This window comes from Clostridium sp. HBUAS56010, assembly GCF_007115105.1.
In the GTDB taxonomy this organism is placed as follows: domain Bacteria; phylum Bacillota; class Clostridia; order Lachnospirales; family Lachnospiraceae; genus Lacrimispora.
In genome coordinates, this window is sequence record NZ_SULJ01000010.1 from 1 (window position 1) to 19,034 (window position 19,034).

The following is a 19,034-nucleotide window of genomic DNA, read 5'->3' on the forward strand; positions in this document are numbered from 1 at the left end:
AAGAAGTTTGCCGCCGTTTTCAGCGGCGAGTTATATCATATCAAGCTTTCCGACAAATGTCAACATCTTTTTTACATTTATTTTACTTTTTATAAATAAGATTATATTTTCCATTATTATATAGAGATAACGCAAAAGCCCCGACAGCAACTGTCAGGGCTTTTGCGTTAAGTGATCAGGCTTTCCTGCCGCAGCACTTCTTGTATTTTTTGCCGCTTCCACAGGGGCATGGATCATTAGGATAGATCTTTTGAGCGACTTTTCGCTGAGAAGATACTTCCTCCAATCCTTTCATTACCATCTCATATGGTTTATGTCCACGATTTAATACCATTCTGGTCTGATTCCATACATCTGTAATAATGCTGGTAAACTGTTCTAACTGTTCTGTCTCACTCAATACGATGCCTGCTGCCTCTATATCATTCATAATCTCCGGAAGCTGACCTCCAAGACTGATCTCCGCCTGGATCTGGTGAAGAATATAAGGAATCGTATCATCTGATAAGTCCATCTGAACCTTCAGAAAATGGTTTAACTTCTCAAGTTCAGATGTCATGAGGAAACCGTCATGATCTGCCATGAAACGAATCTCCTGTTTTGACGGTATGTAATATGGAACCTTTTTCTGCATATGAAGCAAATCAGTATAACTCTTCTGCTCTGCCAAAGCTCCATCAACAAAGTTTCCATCAATATATTGAACGAGACAGCGGTAAGGCCGTAAACATTCATAAGCACGCAGCAACTCTTCAAACGTAAGCTTTTTCTCTTCGTATTTGTTAAACGTTTCTAATAATACGGAAGGCGGCGTTACTGCATAAAGGGAATTTGCCGCACAAAAATAGTCTCCGATTGTACTAAGACGGCTGCGTTCTTCCTGGAACTGGAGTGTATTGATCTCCTGGTAAGCTTTCACTACCTCTTCTGCTACCACAAAATGGGAATCAGAGCCAGAAGTCAAGTAACCTCCTGCATAGAGAAAATCCAGTTCTTCTATATCATCAGAATGAACTTCACAATTGCCCTCTGCTACCAGATCAAATAACTTTATCTCAGAATCACGGACACAAAGAAAATAACGTCTCATTACATCTTTATCCAGGATGTGTGAAGTGGTCTGCTTAATTAACTCTTCTTTCTTAAGCTTTGCCACTCCGCTTAGTCCATGTCTTTGGGCAATCTCTATAATGCTGTCTTTATCATAATAATTGTAGATCTCTTTTATATGAACTTCTTCCGGCTGAATCTGTCCTGATTGATTTAACGCAAGATTAACAGATGCCATGTCGTATTCTTTTATATTCTCAGGAGATTTCTCAAGGAGTTCATAAAACGCTGCAATGCCTCCGCAGTTCTCAGGAATAATATCTCCTTTGAATTTGATTACCTGGGCAGACTTTTCATTATAATCAGCAATCTTGTCCTCTACCTGAATGGTATGTTCCCAGTTATCTCCAAAGTCATAGGTATAGGTAAACTTGTTGGTGCCAGATACCAATGCGTCAATGGATTCTTCTGCCATAATATATTGAAACTTCTTAGACTCGTTCTCTTCAAACGGAACTACCCGTATCTTTTCGGAACGGAATTCAAATTGATACAGATGTTCATCGCTCCAGGAGAACGCAGTCTGAATCACCTGGTGTAGTTTTGAAAAGGTTATTCCTTCCGGCACCAGAATCCTTCTCCATATCGGCGGCTTACTGCCTTTGATCGTGATTTTCAGTTGATATGCTCCCATGAAACGTCCTCCTGTCTCGTATCTTTCCTATCCATATTTATCTAACGGATTATTGCTGCGGTTTCCAATATAGAAAAGCGCACGTTCCAATTTACCACACTTTATCCAGTTCTGTCCAGTGTATTAAGCATTTTTTAACGGCATGCCATAATGTTTTTTCTGTAAAAGGTGTTTTTTCTATATAAAATAGCATTGCGGAAAGATTTGAGGATTTGTATTGCACAAAACTGCAGATACTTTCTTTATATTGAATACGACAAAATCTTTGGTTTTTTACACAACCTTTACATTACTTATACAAAAATATGATATCATTAACTTTGCACGACTGTTATACTCCATCATGTAAGCAAAAGCAATTTTGTAGAGAGAAGAGGAGAAAGTAATTATGAAAAAAAATTATATGAAAACACTCGCAATAACTGGTTTAACAATTCTCACAATGGGTGCTCTGGCTGGATGCGGAAACAAACCTGCCGAGACACAGGCTTCTGATGCTTCAACCGCCGCCGCTTCTGAGGATTCAAGCACAGCAGGATCCACTGTTGCTGCAGGTGATTTAAAAGGTTCCATTAGTATGGTAGGTTCTACCTCTATGGAGAAATTCGCAACAGCATTAAGCGAAGTATTTATGGAAAAGAATCCAAGTGTTACTGTACAGGCTGAATTCGTTGGCTCTGGTGCAGGTATTGAAGCAGTCAGCAATGGCTCTGCAGATATCGGTAACTCTTCCCGTAATTTAAAAGATGAAGAAAAATCAAAAGGGATTGCAGAAAACATCGTTGCAATTGATGGCATTGCGGTTGTTTCTGATCCTAAGAATACAGTTGAAGATCTGACAAAAGATCAGTTAATCAGTATTTATAACGGCACAACTGCTAACTGGAAAGATTTAGGCGGAGCAGATCAGCCAATCGTAGTGATTGGCCGTGAGGCAGGTTCCGGTACAAGGAGCGCATTTGAGGAATTATTAAAGCTTGAGGATGCCTGCAAATACAGCAACGAACTTGACAGCACCGGGGCAGTTATGGCAAAGGTTGCATCAACTCCTGGTTCCATCGGTTATGTTTCCCTTGACGTTCTTGACGATACCGTAAAGACCATGAATCTGGAAGGAACAGAACCGACTGCCGAAAACATCAAGGCTGGCTCTTACTTTTTAAGCCGCCCATTTGTTATGGCAACCAAAGGTGATGTTTCTGAGCAAAGTGATTTAGTAAAAGCTCTGTTTGACTTCATCTATTCTGACGAAGGAAAAGAATTAGTAAAATCTGTTGGTTTAATTCCCGCAAACTAATCCGACAGCAATACATTTACCGGAGACGCAGCCGATGCTCTACGTTGCGTCTCTATTTTTTGAAAGGAGTTTCTTTTATGCGACCAAAGACATATTCCATATTCGGTGGCCAAGGAAGTAAATCAGGAGTAGAACATGCTGCAGAGGTTATCTTTACCATCTGTGGCTTCTTTGCTGTTCTGGCAGTGGCCTCCATTAGTTTGTACATGCTTATAAGCGGCACTCCGTCTCTGTTTAAGGTGGGAATTCTGGATATTTTATTCGGTTCTGTCTGGAGACCAACTGCTGCTTCTCCCAGCTTTGGTATCTTATATGTTATCTTAACCTCCATTGTAGGCACTGCACTGGCAATCTTAATCGGTGTTCCCATCGGTGTTATGACTGCTGTATTTCTGGCTGAGGTAGCCCCTTTGAAACTTACACGGATCGTACGCCCGGCAGTCGAGCTTTTAGCTGGTATTCCTTCTGTTATTTATGGACTTTTGGGGATTCTGGTTTTAAATCCTCTTATGTATAAACTGGAGCTGAAAATATTTGCAGGCTCCACCACTCATCAGTTTACCGGAGGTGCCAATTTAATCTCAGCGGTTCTGGTTCTTTCACTGATGATTCTTCCTACGGTTATCAATATCAGTGAAACAGCTCTCCACTCAGTTCCACAGCATCTGCGCAGTGCCTCCCTGGCTCTTGGGGCTACAAAGATACAGACAATCTTTCATGTGGTTCTTCCGGCAGCGAAGTCTGGCATTGTAACTGCTATTGTTCTTGGTACAGGAAGAGCAATCGGAGAAGCAATGGCTATCAGCCTTGTATCAGGAAGTGCGGTAAACCTCCCTCTTCCATTTAATTCAGTGCGGTTTCTTACCACTGCAATTGTATCGGAAATGTCTTACTCACAGGGCCTTCACAAACAGGTTTTATTTACAATCGGACTTGTTTTATTCGCCTTCATTATGATTATTAATATATCACTGAATAACATCTTAAAGAAAGGGGACCGACACCATGACTAACCATGCCGTCATGCCTGCTTTAAATCAGAGTTTATCTCCAAATAGCATATACAACCGAAAAACCCGTGTCGCTGATTCTGTTTTATTAGTTCTTATCTATCTATGTGCCTTAATTTCAATCCTGGTGCTTATAGGAATCATGGGTTATGTATTTGTTCGGGGAATTCCTTACATCAGCCTGGAATTTCTAACTACCGTTCCAAGCACAATTAAAGGAACATTTGGAATAATCGGGAATATTGTTAATACTCTTTATATCGTAGTCATCACTCTGCTTATTGCAACTCCCATCGGCGTTGGTGCTGCAATCTATTTGAACGAATACGCAAAAGGTGGTACAATTGTTCGTATCATAGAATTCACAACAGAAACACTGTCTGGAATTCCTTCCATTATCTTTGGTTTATTTGGATATGTTTTCTTCGGTACTACTCTGGGACTGGGCTACTCCATTCTTACAGGTGCATTTACTCTGGCAATTATGGTTCTGCCTCTGATTACCCGCACCACCCAGGAAGCTTTGAAAACGGTACCTGAAAGCTACCGTGCAGGTGCACTGGGCATTGGAGCTACCAAATGGTACATGATCCGTACAATTTTGCTTCCCAGTGCCATGCCTGGAATTGTAACTGGAATTATTCTTGCCATCGGACGTATTGTTGGAGAATCGGCTGCTCTTTTATTCACAGCAGGCAGTGGTTATCTCCTTCCAAAAGATTTCTTTGGAAAGATTTTTGAATCCGGCGGAACGTTAACAATCCAGCTTTACTTATGTATGCAAAAAGCAAAATACGGAGAAGCCTTTGGAATTGCAGTGGTTCTGTTAATCATTGTACTGGCAATTAACGGGCTTGCAAAATTCCTTTCCCACAAATTCAATACGGAGGTTAAATAATCGTGAATACGAATACCGCTAAAATATCATCCAGCAATTTAAACTTATATTATGGAACCAACCATGCGTTAAAGGATGTGAATCTGGAACTTTATACCAACAAAATTACAGCTTTTATCGGACCTTCCGGATGCGGAAAATCTACTTACTTAAAAACACTGAACCGGATGAATGATCTGGTTCCAAACATCAAGATTGAAGGGGAAGTTCTTTTAGATGGGGAAAATATCTATGACCCAAGAGTTGATACCACCTTACTGCGTAAGAAAATAGGCATGGTTTTTCAGCAGCCCAATCCATTTCCTATGAGCATCTACGATAATGTTGCGTATGGTCCAAGAATTCATGGAATTAAGAATAAAGCGGAACTTGATGCGATCGTTGAAAAGAGTTTAAAAGGTGCCGCACTCTGGGATGAAGTGTCCAGCCGTTTGAAAAAATCTGCACTTGGTCTGTCTGGGGGACAGCAGCAGCGCCTTTGTATCGCCAGAGCATTGGCGGTTGAACCGGAAGTCCTTCTCATGGATGAACCGACCTCTGCACTGGACCCCATCTCCACTTTGAAGATTGAGGACCTGATGGATGAGTTAAAAGAAAAATATACGGTTGCAATTGTTACCCATAACATGCAGCAGGCTACCAGAATTGCTGACTACACTGCATTTTTCCTGGTTGGAGAAGTGGTTGAATATGCTTCTACTACAGAACTGTTTACAGTTCCAAAGGATAAGCGGACAGAGGACTATATTACCGGACGTTTCGGTTGATGAATTTTAATGCGGAAGCAAAAGGAGAAGAGCTATGACAACGAGAGTAAATTATGAACATGAATTAAATCTCTTAAATGATGATATTAAGGAAATGGGGCGCATGGTGGAAAACTCCATTGAACAGTGTTTTATCGCATTTGAGGATCAGGACTTTGAAAAAGCGGAAGATATTATTAAGGGAGATCGTACCATTAACGATCTGGAGCGTTCCATTGAAGCACGCTGCCTTTCTATTATTCTTCGCCAGCAGCCTGTTGCAGGGGACTTAAGAGTGGTTTCCAGTGCATTGAAGGTAGTTACAGACTTAGAGCGGATCGGGGACCATGCTTCTGATATTGCAGAGCTGATTCTTAGAATCAAAGGTGAGCATGTATACCATGTAGTCCGTCATATTCCAACAATGGCTACGGCTGCCCGTGAAATGGTGCACTGTTCCATCGAGGCATTTATTACACAGGACGTGGAGACAGCGAAACAGATTGAAGCACAGGATGATGTAGTCGATGAATTATTTGACAAAGTTAAAACGGATGTGGTTGATCTGCTTAAAAATTCTACGGAACACATTGATCAGTGCATTGATCTGCTGATGGTGGCAAAATATTTAGAACGGATTGGGGATCATGCGGTAAATGTCTGCGAGTGGACAGAATTTGCCATGACAGGTGCTTTGAAGAATGTAAGAATCTTATAAGCTACGAGCAGTGCACCGAAAAACGGAAGTTGGTCTAAGAATGCTGGTATTCTTAGACCCACTTTCGTTTTTTTGGTATACGGCGACAGCCGTCAAGCGAGAAGAAGCGCAGCGGATTCGAGCTTGCCACTGCGGACTCAGTGCTTAAACACTCTGTCATTTCCATGATCTTAATTCGTTTTTTAATTTACTAGCATAAGTAATCCTCACGTACGTCAGTTTTTGTGGTGTTTATGAGACCGGTATAATTAGCTTTTGAATACCAATTTATTACGAATTGGTTAATCCTATTTTTTTTACAAAACCCGTTAAGTATAAGCTTTGTTTCTGAAAGAATAAAAAGAACTATTATTTCTAGTATATAAAATGCTAAGAATGTATTCGGATAAATGATATTAGGAAAAATTACCGAAAACACAAATGCAAGAACAGTCACAAGTACTAAAGACAGAATATATAAAATTTGTGACATTTTAACTTTTGAAATATCATAAAGTTTCTTTTCTTCATCTGTCATTTTTCCATATTTTCTCATAATGGTATTTTCCGATCCTCTAACTATACTACTTACATTAAATAAACAGACTAGCAATATGGCTAAGTATGGCAAATTCTCGTATAATATTTTTTTCATATCATTCTCCTTATAAATACATTTTACTATCTATTTATTGTTTTACTCCCAAAATATACTATTATCTTAACTCGTTCCGTTTTATATTCCAACAATACTATTGAAATCTTAAATAAAATTTAATAATACTGACTTTTGCTTTGTCAAAACAGCTGTCCCTCAATTCTACTACCTTGGATAATTGAAGATGCTCGATATATCATTGTATAATATCCAAAAACATACAGGACATGGAGCGAATTACCTATCAATCTTAACAAAAAGGCTGAGCACCCAACGAAAAAACCGCTAGCCACTCAGCCTGCTTTTACAACATAGCAATCCCTCTACAATAAGTCTGAACCACATCATAAGAATCGGATAGCACTACGAAATCCGCATCATATCCTGCTGCCACACGTCCCTTTCGGTCATCTACCCGCAGGCACCTGGCCGGATTAATCGTACAGGAATTAAGCGCAGTGTCAAAAGGTACCATGGCCTCTTCTACCAGAATCTTAAGCCCTATATTCATATTTAAGGTACTTCCTGCAATCGTCTCCGTTCCCTTTAAGTACGCCAGACCATTCTCTCTAATCTCAATGTTATGACCTCCCAGTTTATAAGAACCTCCTGGTGGGCAATGTTTTGCCCGAAGGGAATCGCTGACCATGATGCCGTACTCTCTGCCCTTCGCCGTAAAAAAGTTATTAAGTGCGGCAACATGGGAATGACATCCGTCGCAGATGATCTCACCGTAGATGTCTCTCACCCGGAACGCCGTTCCTACAAGACCAGGATTTCGATGATGATAGGGAGTCATTCCATTGTAAACATGAGTCATGGAGGTGGCACCATTGGCAATTCCCATAAGCGCCTGTTCATAAGTAGCGGAGGAATGCCCCATGCTGACTACGACTCCATTTTTACTTAAATACCTGGTTAGCTCAAAACCAGTATCATGTTCAGGAGCGAGAGTGATATAACGAATCATGTCTCTGGCTGCTTCCTGATATTTCTTAAATTCTGAAACCGTTGCATGTGCGATAGCTTCTGGAGGCTGAGCACCCTTGTATTTCATATCCAGGTAAGGTCCTTCAAAATGGATTCCTAGAATCTCCGCGCCTTCATAATCGTACTCTGCCACATCAGCAACACTTGAAACAGCTTTTAATAACACTTCCGGCACCTGAGTTACCGTAGTGGGTAATATGGATGTAACTCCCTCTTCCGGAATCCGCTTCATCCAGTCAAGCAGCTTCTCCTGATCTCCATCATTGGTATCATATCCATAGGCTCCGTGAGTATGAATATCTATGAATCCTGGAACAATCCTGTCATTTCCATAATCTTTTTGAACCGGCAGCTCTCCATAGGCATAGATCGCTTCAATCTTTTTGTCTTCCACCTTAAGCTGTGCCGGTATGAACTGACCTGCAATCCAGACGCGCCTGCTCTGTATTATCATAATTGTAATCCTTTCTTAAATGGCACTGAGATTGTTTTTCTTTAGTATAAACAATCTCAGTGCCATTTTCAAGAAATATGGAAAATATTTTCTTTTTATTTATTATAAAAAATATTTTTTCAATTAACAGGCCAGCGTATAATAACCCGGAATAGATCCGCTTCTAATTCTACCTGAAGTTTCCCATTCTGAAGTTCTACAAAACTTTTGGCAATCGCCATGCCAAGACCGGACCCCTCGGTATTGCGGGACTGGTCTCCTCTGGCAAACCGTTCTGTGATCTCTTCCGGATTAAAGGTTAACTCTGCTGCAGAAACATTCTTTAATGTGGTGACTACGTAGCCATCTACTTTTTTCATATCAATATACGCTCTGGTATTTGGCATGGCATATTTGATAATATTGGTGAGAAGGTTATCAAATATCCGGTAAGTTTTCTGTCCATCAAGAGGCAGCACAATCTTCTCCTCGGGAAGATTCCAGCGAAAATCAATGGAGGATTCTTCGATTTTATCACTTAGTTCCAGACTGACTTCTTTTAGCAGGCTTACAATATCCACCTCTTCCAGATTCAAAGTTACATTGTTGCTGTTGGCTTTGCTGATTTCAAAAAGATCCTCAATCAGGGATTTTAGGCGCATGGATTTCTGTTCCAGAATATCAATATACGCTTTTCTCTGTTCCGGGGTAACCCGCTCGTCTTTCATCAGATTGACATATGTGATGATCGCAGTCAGAGGGGTCTTTAAATCATGAGACATATTACTGATTAAATCGGTCTTTAGCTTCTGGCTCTTCACCTCTTCTTCTACTGCCACCTTAAATCCACTTTGTATCTTCTGCATCTCTTTTTTGAAAGGCTCAAACACACTTAAATCCTCCTCAATAACGACCTCCAGGTTTCCTTCTGCAATCTGATTGGTGGCATTGAGAAGAATCTGATATTTCTCTCTTAAATCTTTGTAGTATTTTCTCATAACAAAGAAAAGGATAATAGAATATAGAACTAACGCTCCGATTCCCAAAAACCACATACTGCAAAGCAATGCAAGAATAATAAAGTTTACTCCTACAATTCGGAAAATGGTCCGGTCCGGCTGCTCCTTTAGATTAATATTTCCTACATATTTATAAGTTTTCACACAAACTCTTTTTATCCACCCCCAAAACCAACCACATAAAGTTCTTTCTCTTAGATACCGCTTTAATCCAATGGTTATGACATCCCGCAGACATAATACAGACCAATACACCACACCAAAGGGGATGGACCACCAGAACACGTTCCATAATTTCACCATAATGTCAGCAACCCCGGGCAAAAAGTTGGCACGGATAAGTGCTGCAAACAGTTCTCCCTGATTGGTAACTTCAACCAGGCTCGTCAGTCCTGCACCAAATGCCACACCACCGCTGCCTATGCTGAACACGACCTCAAATGGGGTTCGAAGTATCCGGCTGCTGCCCTGCCATGTCACATCAAAACAGGAAAAGAAAAAAGCGATTACTGCCACCGCACATACAAATCCCAAAAACAGTTTTAATACGCTTCCTGAATTATCATAGGAATGAAACATGTCTCCTGCCGTCTCCTGAAATGCGTCTATCTGCTGCTGGGTCATTCCATAAGTAAAAGTCATATTTTGGGGATTATCCATTTTTAATTGAGAGTCATACTTATATTCGTCTGCATAGTGCTGCTCCATCGGGTCCTCATCTCCAAAGTCCTGAAGAAGGCTCAGCAGTGACGCTGTATCTCCTCCTTCTGTGGAAATAACTTCCATTCTTCCCTGACCATCATAATGCAGTACTGCTTTAAACTGATACTCTTTATCTGAAGAGATAGAACGTCCATCGGAATGATCCGTTAAAACAGTCCCCTCTCCATCCAAAACCTGATAATCCATAAAGTTTCGGATTCTGCCAAAATTCCGGTTCCAATTATCAAATTCCCGGACACAGTTATGCCGGAGTTCCTGCAGATATCTCTGGCGGGTATCCGATTCCTCTTCATATCCCATACCTTCTGAAAAATATTCCGTTACGGTTGTCTGTTCTGTCTGATTCTCCGTGTCCGGCTGATTCTGGGTATTCCACTGATTTTTCAGTTCATCTGCAGCATTGGGAAAGAATAACTGAAACGGAGATAGTATTTCTCCCTTCTGTGCCCTTGCCTGTTCCATGGCAAGCACATAATTTCCATAAGTCAGATATTTTAAAAATCCACGTTCCTGGTATACCGGCTCCTTGTTCCTGAAAGACTCATTCTTAAAAAAGGGGTAAAGTCCAACCATGACCGCCGAAACACACAATACCACAATCACAGCCAGGAAAAGGCTGATTCTATGCCTGTTTCTCGATTTTATATCCAACGCCCCACACCACCTTCAAATATTTTGGTTCTTTCGGATTAATCTCTATCTTTTCTCTTATTTTTCTTACATGAACCATAATCGTATCCGTATTGATCGCTCGTTCATTCCAGACTCTTTCATAAATCTCTTCTGCTGAAAATACTCTTCCGGGATTCTTCATCAAAAGGGCAAGAATCTTAAATTCAATGGGAGTCAGCTTTACCGGTCTTTCATCTACAAAGACCTCTATGGTATCTTCGTTTAATTCCAGACCTCCAATTACATATACATTGCTTCTTTCCTTTTCTTCTTTTTCTTCCAGCATCTCCATATATTTTTTATACCTTCTGAGCTGTGAATTAACCCTTGCCAGAAGCTCCATTGGGGTAAATGGTTTGGAGACATAATCATCCGCACCAATATTAAGCCCCATAATTTTGTCTACTTCTTCGGATTTTGCTGACAGAATAATGACGGGAAAGTCATACTTTTCCCTCAGCTTAACGGTCATGGTGATTCCATCCATCCTTGGCATCATCACATCAACGATGGCAAGATGAATCTCCTCTTTGTCCAGAATCTTTAATCCTTCCATCCCATCTGCTGCCTGAAACACTTCATAGCCCTGGCTTCTTAAATAGATCTCTACCCCTTCTCTAATCTCTTTATCATCTTCTACCAATAAGATGTGGTTTGCTTCCATTGTTATCTCTCCTTTATGACACGACCTGATAAACACCGATTTTAATACCTGTCTGTACTGATTTTATCATTTAAATCATGAATCAACAACCTTCTGCTGTTTATAATTGCCAGCCATGTCTTTTTCTACCCTCTTTACTTCTGTTATTAGAATAGTGAACCAATCTTAAATTGATAAACAGACAAAACGAAAGAAATTCTAAAAAAATGGGATTCTGCCTTGTGAGCAAATTCCCATTCTTTAAATGTAACTGTTTTGTTTTAAACTTTAAATCCTTCTGCCTGTCTGAGCATTTCTCCAGTTGCAGTCATAAGCACCTGGGAAGCAAGGTCCCTTACCTCCTCAGCAATGACAGAAATTGCATTTTCCTTATTATAAAAAGGACTGGGTTGTCTTTCTGATATTTGTCTCCATCAGCCGGTTATATCCCAGCCAGCCGTTGTTATCACCTGCACCTTTTAATACTTCAATGATCGTCTCCATCTTGGCATCCGTATTGTCTGCAAGATTAAGGGCGAGGGCTTCAATCAATGCCGGCTTCTTGGGGGATCCGTATTCCAGTTCCCCATGATGGGCCAAGATACAGTGTTTGAGTTCGGAAGCGGTCTTTTCCGGAAATCCATTTATAGTTCTAATCCGCTCACCCACCATCTCTGTACCGATAATAATATGTCCCAGAAGCTGACCGTCGTCGGTGTAATCATTCTCCGGAAATACGGAAAGTTCCCTGGTTTTTCCAATGTCATGGAACATGGCAGCCGTAAGCAGCAGATCCCGGTTAATCAGTGGATAATTGGAAGCGTAGTAATCACACAGTTTAACCACACCTAATGTGTGCTCCAAAAGACCTCCTACAAAACCATGATGCACACTTTTGGCTGCAGAATGAAACCGGAACCCCTTGGCAAATTCCAGATCATCCACAAAGAAACTTTCTAAAAGTTTCTTCAAATATGGATCTTTTAAGGATCTGATAAAGGCTGACAGTTCTTCATACATTGCATCAATATTCTTAGAAGAAACCGGCAGGTAATCACCTGGAATATATTCCCCTTCCTCTGCTTTGCGGATTCTCTTAATATTCAGCTGATTGGAATTCTGGAATACCGTCACATCCGCATCTATAAATACATAATCCAGGGCTTCGAAATTCCCAATTCCCGGAGAACCTAAATCCCATATCTTTGCATCTACGGTCCCGGTCTTATCCTGAAGAAGCAGGTTCCCATATTCTTTTCCTGATTTCGTCAGGCAGATCTGCCTGTTTTTACATAAAAACACATCCGAAACGTGCATTCCCTCACGGAATGATTCAATATATCTCATTCTATTCCTCCATATAATCACTTAGGCAGTAAGGAAGCCAGGAAGATCACCTGGCTCCAATGGTTACCTGAAATTGTATCTCTTTATATTCTTCTCTTCCGCTGCGTGAAACAGTTACAGGCATGACCTGACCAGTTGCTGACTTTTCTAACAGGGACTGGAAGTCCTTCATGGTTACAATCTTTTCCCCTCCCATGGAGGTAATAATGTCACCGCACTGAATTCCCGCATTATATGCAGGTCCATCTGCGCTTAAGTCTACAACGTATACTCCAAGAGGCATACCGCTGGTATTCATGGCCGCACTGACCTCTTGTCCCTTGATTCCAAAATAAGGGAATGCAGCTCCGTTGCTCATCTTTTCCAAAATAATCTTATAATCAGATATGGCCATGGCTGCTGTCATATCCTGATTGCCATCATTCTTATAGTCATCGGTTACCCAGCCAATAATCTGACCCGAGGTATTCATGAGAAAGGTTCCTGTTCCGGCATTCCCTTTCACATCAGAATATAAAATACGAGTCATCCCGTCCGTAACCTGAACATTCTTCGTTATATAAGAAATGAATCCATAGTTAGAGGAATGAACCATACCTGCAGGTCCTCCTATGGCTATAACCGGATCCCCTTGTTTTACAGAATAAGAGTTACCAAGTTCAAGCGCTCTGACTTCTTCCAGCAATGCCCTTCCCAGCCCCTCCGTCGATACACTGACAATCGCCATACCGGAAATCCGGTCCGTCTGTTTGATTGTACCCTGTACCTCTGTTCCGTCTGAAAATGCCACTCTGATCGCCTCTGCATCCTCCACCGCACCTTCTGGTGTAAGAATAAGAAGCTCCTGGTTAGCCGTCGCTGTTATAACACCTGCAAACAAACCAGAATTTTCTACCGGATTATTAAACCAGTCCTTTTGCGTCTTTACGGAATGAACGGTCACGATTGCCTTGTCCGCTTTCTGCACTACTGTTTTTAAGTTTCCGTAAAGCGTATTTAAATCCTCCACTGAAAATGGATACTTCTCCATGGCAGACTTTAATATGTCTTCAATGGGCTCTGTCTCAGTGACTGTGGTTGTCTCTGATTCTGATATCATGGCATCGGGATCATCCTTTGGTATGGTCACTGAAGTCCCTTCTGTCGCATTCCCTTTCAGCAACCAGCGCTCGGCAACCGGCCTTGATATGACAAATGTAACCGCCGCAACAAATCCAAAAATAACTGCAGTCACCAAAAGACCTAACACTCTTTTTAACATATCCTCTTTTGATATGGACTGTCTTACTATCTTTTCATTGATAAACCGACGGGGTTCCGTCTTTTTATCATCTGGCCCGTTATTTTCCGGCATACTTACCCTCCTTTGCAGAAGACCTATTTACCATTATAAGGTTCTTCCTGTCTTAATGCAAGAAAAAACTACGAAACGCCCTGATCCTTCCTCTCCAGCCATGAAAAACATCCTGAGGATTGCAGTTTTTATCTCACATATGCTATACTGTAAACGATACAATGACCATCATTATAACGGCAATATTATAAAAAGGATACCATATGAATCAGAAAGCACTAAAAACTTTAGAATATTATAAAATTATCGCACAGTTGACGGAATATGCCACCTGTGATTCTGGAAAAGAACTATGTAAAAATCTGGTTCCTTCTACGAATTACGAAGAGATCGTAATGTCCCAGAAGGAAACTACCGATGCGGTTACAAGAATCCGTCAGAAAGGCTCCATCTCCTTTTCCGGAGTGAGAGATATTCGTCCTTCACTTATGCGTCTGGACGTGGGAAGTTCTCTTGGGATTGTGGAGATTTTATCGTTCAGTTCCCTGTTAACAATCTGTGCAAGGGCAAAGGCTTACGGGCGTCACGAAGACTCAGAGCTGCCTGAGGATTCCCTGGAAGAACTGTTTCGGATTTTGGAGCCGCTTACTCCAGTTAATACAGAGATTAAACGTTGTATTCTTTCCGAAGAGGAAGTAAGCGATGATGCAAGTCCTGGTCTTCATCACGTAAGACGCTCCATGCGTGCCATTCATGATAAAATTCACACTCAGTTAAACTCCATCCTGAATTCCAACCGGTCTTATCTGCAGGAAGCAGTAATCACCATGAGAGACGGAAGATACTGTCTGCCTGTGAAAGCCGAACATAAATCCCAGGTATCAGGTATGGTCCATGACCAGTCTTCTACCGGTTCTACCCTTTTCATCGAACCAATGGCGATTGTGAAGCTCAACAATGATCTCCGTGCTCTGGAAATTCAGGAACAAAAGGAAATCGAGATGATTTTGGCTGATTTAAGCAATCAGTTAGCCCCTTATCTTGAAGAACTGGAGACAGATTTTATTACAGTTACAAAACTGGACTTTATTTTTGCGAAAGCAGCTCTGGCAAAGCATTATAATGGAAGTCAGCCTATTTTCAATACAAAAGGAATTGTGAATATTAAAGACGGACGTCACCCGCTTCTGGACCCGAAAAAGGTTGTTCCCATCACCATTCATCTGGGGAGGGATTTTGACCTTCTCATTGTAACCGGTCCCAATACAGGCGGTAAGACTGTTTCGATTAAAACAGTTGGACTGTTTACCCTGATGGGACAGTCCGGGCTTCATATCCCTGCATTTGACGGATCTGAACTGGCTGTCTTTGAAGAAGTATTTGCCGATATTGGCGATGAACAGAGCATTGAACAAAGCCTTAGTACATTTTCCGCTCATATGACCAACATTGTCCAGATTCTCAGCCAGGCGGACAGTAATTCCCTCTGTCTTTTTGATGAGCTTGGTGCCGGAACTGACCCTACGGAAGGGGCTGCCCTTGCCATCTCCATCCTCTCGTTTCTTCATAACATGAAATGCCGCACCATGGCAACCACGCATTACAGTGAGTTAAAAGTCTTTGCCCTTACCACTCCCGGTGTGGAGAATGCCTGCTGCGAATTCAATGTTGAAACATTAAGACCTACCTATCGCCTGCTCATCGGTATTCCTGGCAAGAGCAATGCCTTTGCCATCTCTAAGAAGCTGGGACTTCCAGATTATATTATCGAGGATGCCAAAACCCATCTGGAAGCGAAGGACGAGTCTTTTGAAGACCTGCTGACCCATCTGGAAGAAAACAGGGTAACCATTGAAAAAGAGCGAATCCAGATTGAGTCATACAAACGGGAAGTAGAACAGTTAAAAAACAGACTGACCCAAAAAGAAGAAAGGCTGGAAGAACGGCAGGACAAGATGATCCGCAGTGCCAAGGAAGAAGCACAGAGAATTCTCCGGGAAGCCAAAGATACGGCAGACCAGACCATCCGTCAAATCAATAAACTGGCAAACGACTCCGGGGTAAGCAAGGAACTGGAGGCGGAAAGAAGCCGTTTAAGAAATAAACTCCAGGATGTGGATTCTTCCCTTGCCCTTCGAAAAGAGAAGAATAAACCAGAGAAACGAATTGACCCAAAGAAGTTAAAGTTAGGAGACGGAGTCAAGGTTCTGAGTATGAATCTAAACGGAACGGTCAGCTCTCTTCCTAATTCCAAAGGAGATCTGTATGTGCAGATGGGGATTTTAAGATCTCTTGTTTCCATTTCAGACCTGGAACTTCTTCACGAAGAATCCGTCTCCATTCCAGGAGGAACGAAAGGCGGAAGAAAAAATGGCAGCGGAAGCAGTTCCACCCGTGTCTCCAAGTCCCTTTCAGTCTCTCCGGAAGTTAACTTAATCGGAATGACAACAGATGAGGCAATTCCTCAACTGGATAAATATTTAGATGATGCTTACCTTGCTCACCTCCCACAGGTGCGGGTGGTCCACGGAAGAGGAACCGGCGCCTTAAAGAATGCAGTCCATAAACATTTAAAGAAACTAAAATATGTAAAGGAATTCCGGCTTGGGGTTTTCGGAGAGGGCGATTCCGGAGTAACCATTGTTTCATTTAAATAAGATTAAATTTAGAAATGGGGTCCATTATGGCAGAGAAACAGCGGATTTTGATCGTAGATGATGACAGCAACATTGCTGAATTGATCTCCTTATATTTAATAAAAGAGTGTTATGATACGGAAATTGTGGGAGATGGGGAAGAAGCTCTGCGGGTATTTCCGGAATTCAAACCTCATCTGGTTCTTTTAGACCTGATGCTGCCGGGCATGGATGGCTACCAGGTATGCCAGAAGATCCGTTCCTCGTCACAGACTCCTATTATTATGCTTTCCGCAAAAGGAGAAGTCTTCGATAAAGTTCTGGGACTGGAACTGGGGGCAGACGACTACATGATCAAGCCTTTTGATTCCAAAGAACTTGTAGCAAGAGTAAAAGCAGTTTTAAGACGTTATCAGAGCCTTCCTGCCCAGGCTGCTGCCCGTGCAGACCAGCAGGGGGACTATGTGGAGTATACCGATTTGATTGTCAACCTTACCAATTACTCTGTAATCTATATGGGGCATTCCATTGAAATGCCTCCAAAGGAATTGGAGCTTTTATATTTTCTGGCTTCTTCCCCCAACCAGGTGTTTACCAGAGAACAGCTCCTGGATCATATCTGGGGGTATGAGTATATCGGTGACACAAGAACCGTAGACGTCCATATCAAACGGCTCCGGGAAAAGATCAAGGATCATTCGGGCTGGGCATTAACAACTGTGTGGGGCATTGGCTATAAATTCGAGGTAAAGAGGTAAATGACACACACTCTTTATTCAAAGTTCATTCTGGGTTATATGCTGTTTGGACTATTGGGATTTATAAGTATTGCCACTTTTTCATCTAAAGTCACCAATCAGTACTTATTAAAACAGCATTCGGAAAGTCTGTACGATGAGGCCAATCAGGTGGCTTCAACCTACAGCAGTATGTACCACGGAAAGGATATGAACCTTTCTTCCTCCTATCCGGAACTGGTAAAGCAAGCCAGTTATTTAAACGCACAGATATGGATTGTGGAACGTCAGGGAAAGATTGTTGCAAACAGTGCTGCCCCCAATCCCGGTGGGAAAATAATTGATAATTTTGATCCCACCTCCATGGGGAATAAACCCTATACCATCGGCAGATATTATGACCAGTTTTCCTATGATGTGTTAAGCGTTCATGCTCCTATTACAGGAAACTACACTACCTATGGTTATGTGGTAATCCACCTTCCTTTATCTTATCTGCAGACGGAACAGGATGGGATTTTAAATATTGTTTATATGACTGCTGCAGTTATATTTGCCCTGTCATTAATCATCCTGATTGTTTTTACTAAAACCGTATATATTCCACTTAAAAAAATCACTGCAGGTGCCAACGAATATGCCCAGGGAAATCTAACCCACCATATCTCTGTTAATACCAGAGATGAGATGGGCTATCTGGCTGCAACGCTGAACTATATGTCAAGCGAGCTGGGAAAAATGGAAGAATACCAGAAGACATTTATCGCGAATGTCTCCCATGACTTCCGCTCTCCTCTTACCTCGATTAAGGGCTATCTGGAAGCGATCTTAGACGGAACCATTCCTTCTGAGATGCAGGAGAAGTATTTAAACAGGGTGATTACTGAAACAGAACGGCTAAACAAGCTGACCCAGGGAATGTTAACACTCAATTCTCTGGATTCCAAAGGATATTTAAACCGGACGAACTTTGATATCAACCGTGTAATCAAAGATACAGCTGCTTCCTTTGAAGGCACTTGCCGGGAAAAAAATATTACTTTTGACTTAACCTTTTCAGATAATCTTCAGATGGTTCATGCAGACATTGGAAAGATTCAGCAGGTTCTTTATAATCTCATTGATAATGCCATTAAATTCAGTCCTCTGGATTCCACCATCTACATTCTGGCTTCCAGCAAGTATGAGAAGATCTTTATTTCCATTAAAGACAAAGGCATTGGAATCCCCAAAGACAGCATAAAAAAGATCTGGGAACGGTTTTACAAAACCGATCCCTCCAGGGGAAAGGATAAGAAAGGGACAGGGCTTGGACTTGCCATTGTACGGGAGATCATTCAGTCTCATGGAGAAAATATTGATGTAGTAAGCACTGAAGGCGTTGGTTCGGAATTTATTTTCAGCCTTCCAAAATCCACTAATTTATAATTTTTTCTCATAAAAACGGAGTTGCTGCTTTGACCAATTCTATCTGGTCAAAGCAGCAACTC

15 protein-coding genes are annotated in these 19,034 nt (G+C 41.6%); 8 read left to right on the plus strand and 7 right to left on the minus strand.

Features of this window, described 5'->3' with window-relative positions; genetic code table 11:
• Positions 1 to 175 precede the first annotated feature (175 nt).
• A complete protein-coding gene (locus FAY33_RS14390; protein WP_143321934.1) occupies positions 176 to 1,744 on the minus strand; it encodes a plasmid pRiA4b ORF-3 family protein in 1,569 nt (522 codons plus the stop codon).
• Positions 1,745 to 2,132: 388 nt separating this feature from the next.
• On the opposite strand from FAY33_RS14390, the gene FAY33_RS14395 reads away from it, so the two are divergent.
• The 5 genes from FAY33_RS14395 (at position 2,133) to phoU (ending at position 6,413) form a co-directional block, all read left to right on the plus strand.
• Positions 2,133 to 3,041 (plus strand): phosphate ABC transporter substrate-binding protein, encoded by a 909-nt coding sequence (locus tag FAY33_RS14395; protein WP_143321935.1) that lies wholly within the window; start codon positions 2,133 to 2,135, stop codon positions 3,039 to 3,041.
• Between the two features lie 77 nt (positions 3,042 to 3,118).
• On the plus strand, positions 3,119 to 4,054 hold the full coding sequence (gene pstC / locus FAY33_RS14400) for a phosphate ABC transporter permease subunit PstC (RefSeq protein WP_143321936.1): 936 nt from the start codon (positions 3,119 to 3,121) through the stop codon (positions 4,052 to 4,054).
• Positions 4,047 to 4,949 carry a phosphate ABC transporter permease PstA gene (gene pstA, locus FAY33_RS14405; protein ID WP_143321937.1) on the plus strand — a complete coding sequence of 301 codons (903 nt, stop codon included), beginning with the start codon at positions 4,047 to 4,049 and terminating at the stop codon, positions 4,947 to 4,949. Before pstC ends, pstA begins: the two co-directional genes overlap by 8 nt.
• Positions 4,950 to 4,951: 2 nt before the next feature.
• Positions 4,952 to 5,716 (plus strand): phosphate ABC transporter ATP-binding protein PstB, encoded by a 765-nt coding sequence (gene pstB, locus FAY33_RS14410; protein ID WP_143321938.1) that lies wholly within the window; start codon positions 4,952 to 4,954, stop codon positions 5,714 to 5,716.
• A 34-nt stretch (positions 5,717 to 5,750) separates the two neighbouring features.
• On the plus strand, positions 5,751 to 6,413 hold the full coding sequence (gene phoU, locus FAY33_RS14415; protein ID WP_143321939.1) for a phosphate signaling complex protein PhoU: 663 nt from the start codon (positions 5,751 to 5,753) through the stop codon (positions 6,411 to 6,413).
• Positions 6,414 to 6,603: 190 nt separating this feature from the next.
• Here the strand turns inward: phoU and FAY33_RS14420 are convergent, their stop codons facing one another.
• The 6 genes from FAY33_RS14420 to FAY33_RS14445 form a co-directional block, all read right to left on the minus strand.
• Complete coding sequence (locus tag FAY33_RS14420; RefSeq protein WP_143321940.1) at positions 6,604 to 7,047, minus strand: hypothetical protein; 444 nt, start codon at positions 7,045 to 7,047, stop codon at positions 6,604 to 6,606.
• A 307-nt stretch (positions 7,048 to 7,354) separates the two neighbouring features.
• Positions 7,355 to 8,494 carry an N-acetylglucosamine-6-phosphate deacetylase gene (nagA, locus tag FAY33_RS14425; RefSeq protein WP_143321941.1) on the minus strand — a complete coding sequence of 380 codons (1,140 nt, stop codon included), beginning with the start codon at positions 8,492 to 8,494 and terminating at the stop codon, positions 7,355 to 7,357.
• 119 nt (positions 8,495 to 8,613) lie between these two features.
• Entirely contained in the window at positions 8,614 to 10,866 is a 2,253-nt protein-coding gene (locus tag FAY33_RS14430) for a HAMP domain-containing sensor histidine kinase (protein ID WP_143321942.1), read from the minus strand.
• Positions 10,838 to 11,551, minus strand: coding sequence for a response regulator transcription factor (locus tag FAY33_RS14435; protein WP_143321943.1), 714 nt, complete (start codon positions 11,549 to 11,551; stop codon positions 10,838 to 10,840). The genes FAY33_RS14430 and FAY33_RS14435 overlap by 29 nt, the downstream gene beginning before the upstream one ends.
• A gap of 372 nt (positions 11,552 to 11,923) precedes the next feature.
• A complete protein-coding gene (locus tag FAY33_RS14440; RefSeq protein WP_143321944.1) occupies positions 11,924 to 12,877 on the minus strand; it encodes an HD domain-containing protein in 954 nt (317 codons plus the stop codon).
• 46 nt (positions 12,878 to 12,923) lie between these two features.
• On the minus strand, positions 12,924 to 14,231 hold the full coding sequence (locus FAY33_RS14445; RefSeq protein ID WP_143321945.1) for a S1C family serine protease: 1,308 nt from the start codon (positions 14,229 to 14,231) through the stop codon (positions 12,924 to 12,926).
• Positions 14,232 to 14,434: 203 nt separating this feature from the next.
• On the opposite strand from FAY33_RS14445, the gene FAY33_RS14450 reads away from it, so the two are divergent.
• The 3 genes from FAY33_RS14450 to FAY33_RS14460 are packed head-to-tail and all read left to right on the plus strand — an operon-like array spanning position 14,435 to position 18,972.
• A complete protein-coding gene (locus FAY33_RS14450) occupies positions 14,435 to 16,828 on the plus strand; it encodes an endonuclease MutS2 (RefSeq protein WP_143321946.1) in 2,394 nt (797 codons plus the stop codon).
• Positions 16,829 to 16,854: 26 nt separating this feature from the next.
• Positions 16,855 to 17,565, plus strand: coding sequence for a response regulator transcription factor (locus FAY33_RS14455; RefSeq protein ID WP_143321947.1), 711 nt, complete (start codon positions 16,855 to 16,857; stop codon positions 17,563 to 17,565).
• Complete coding sequence (locus FAY33_RS14460; protein WP_143321948.1) at positions 17,566 to 18,972, plus strand: HAMP domain-containing sensor histidine kinase; 1,407 nt, start codon at positions 17,566 to 17,568, stop codon at positions 18,970 to 18,972. It begins immediately after the preceding gene.
• Positions 18,973 to 19,034: the final 62 nt, after the last annotated feature.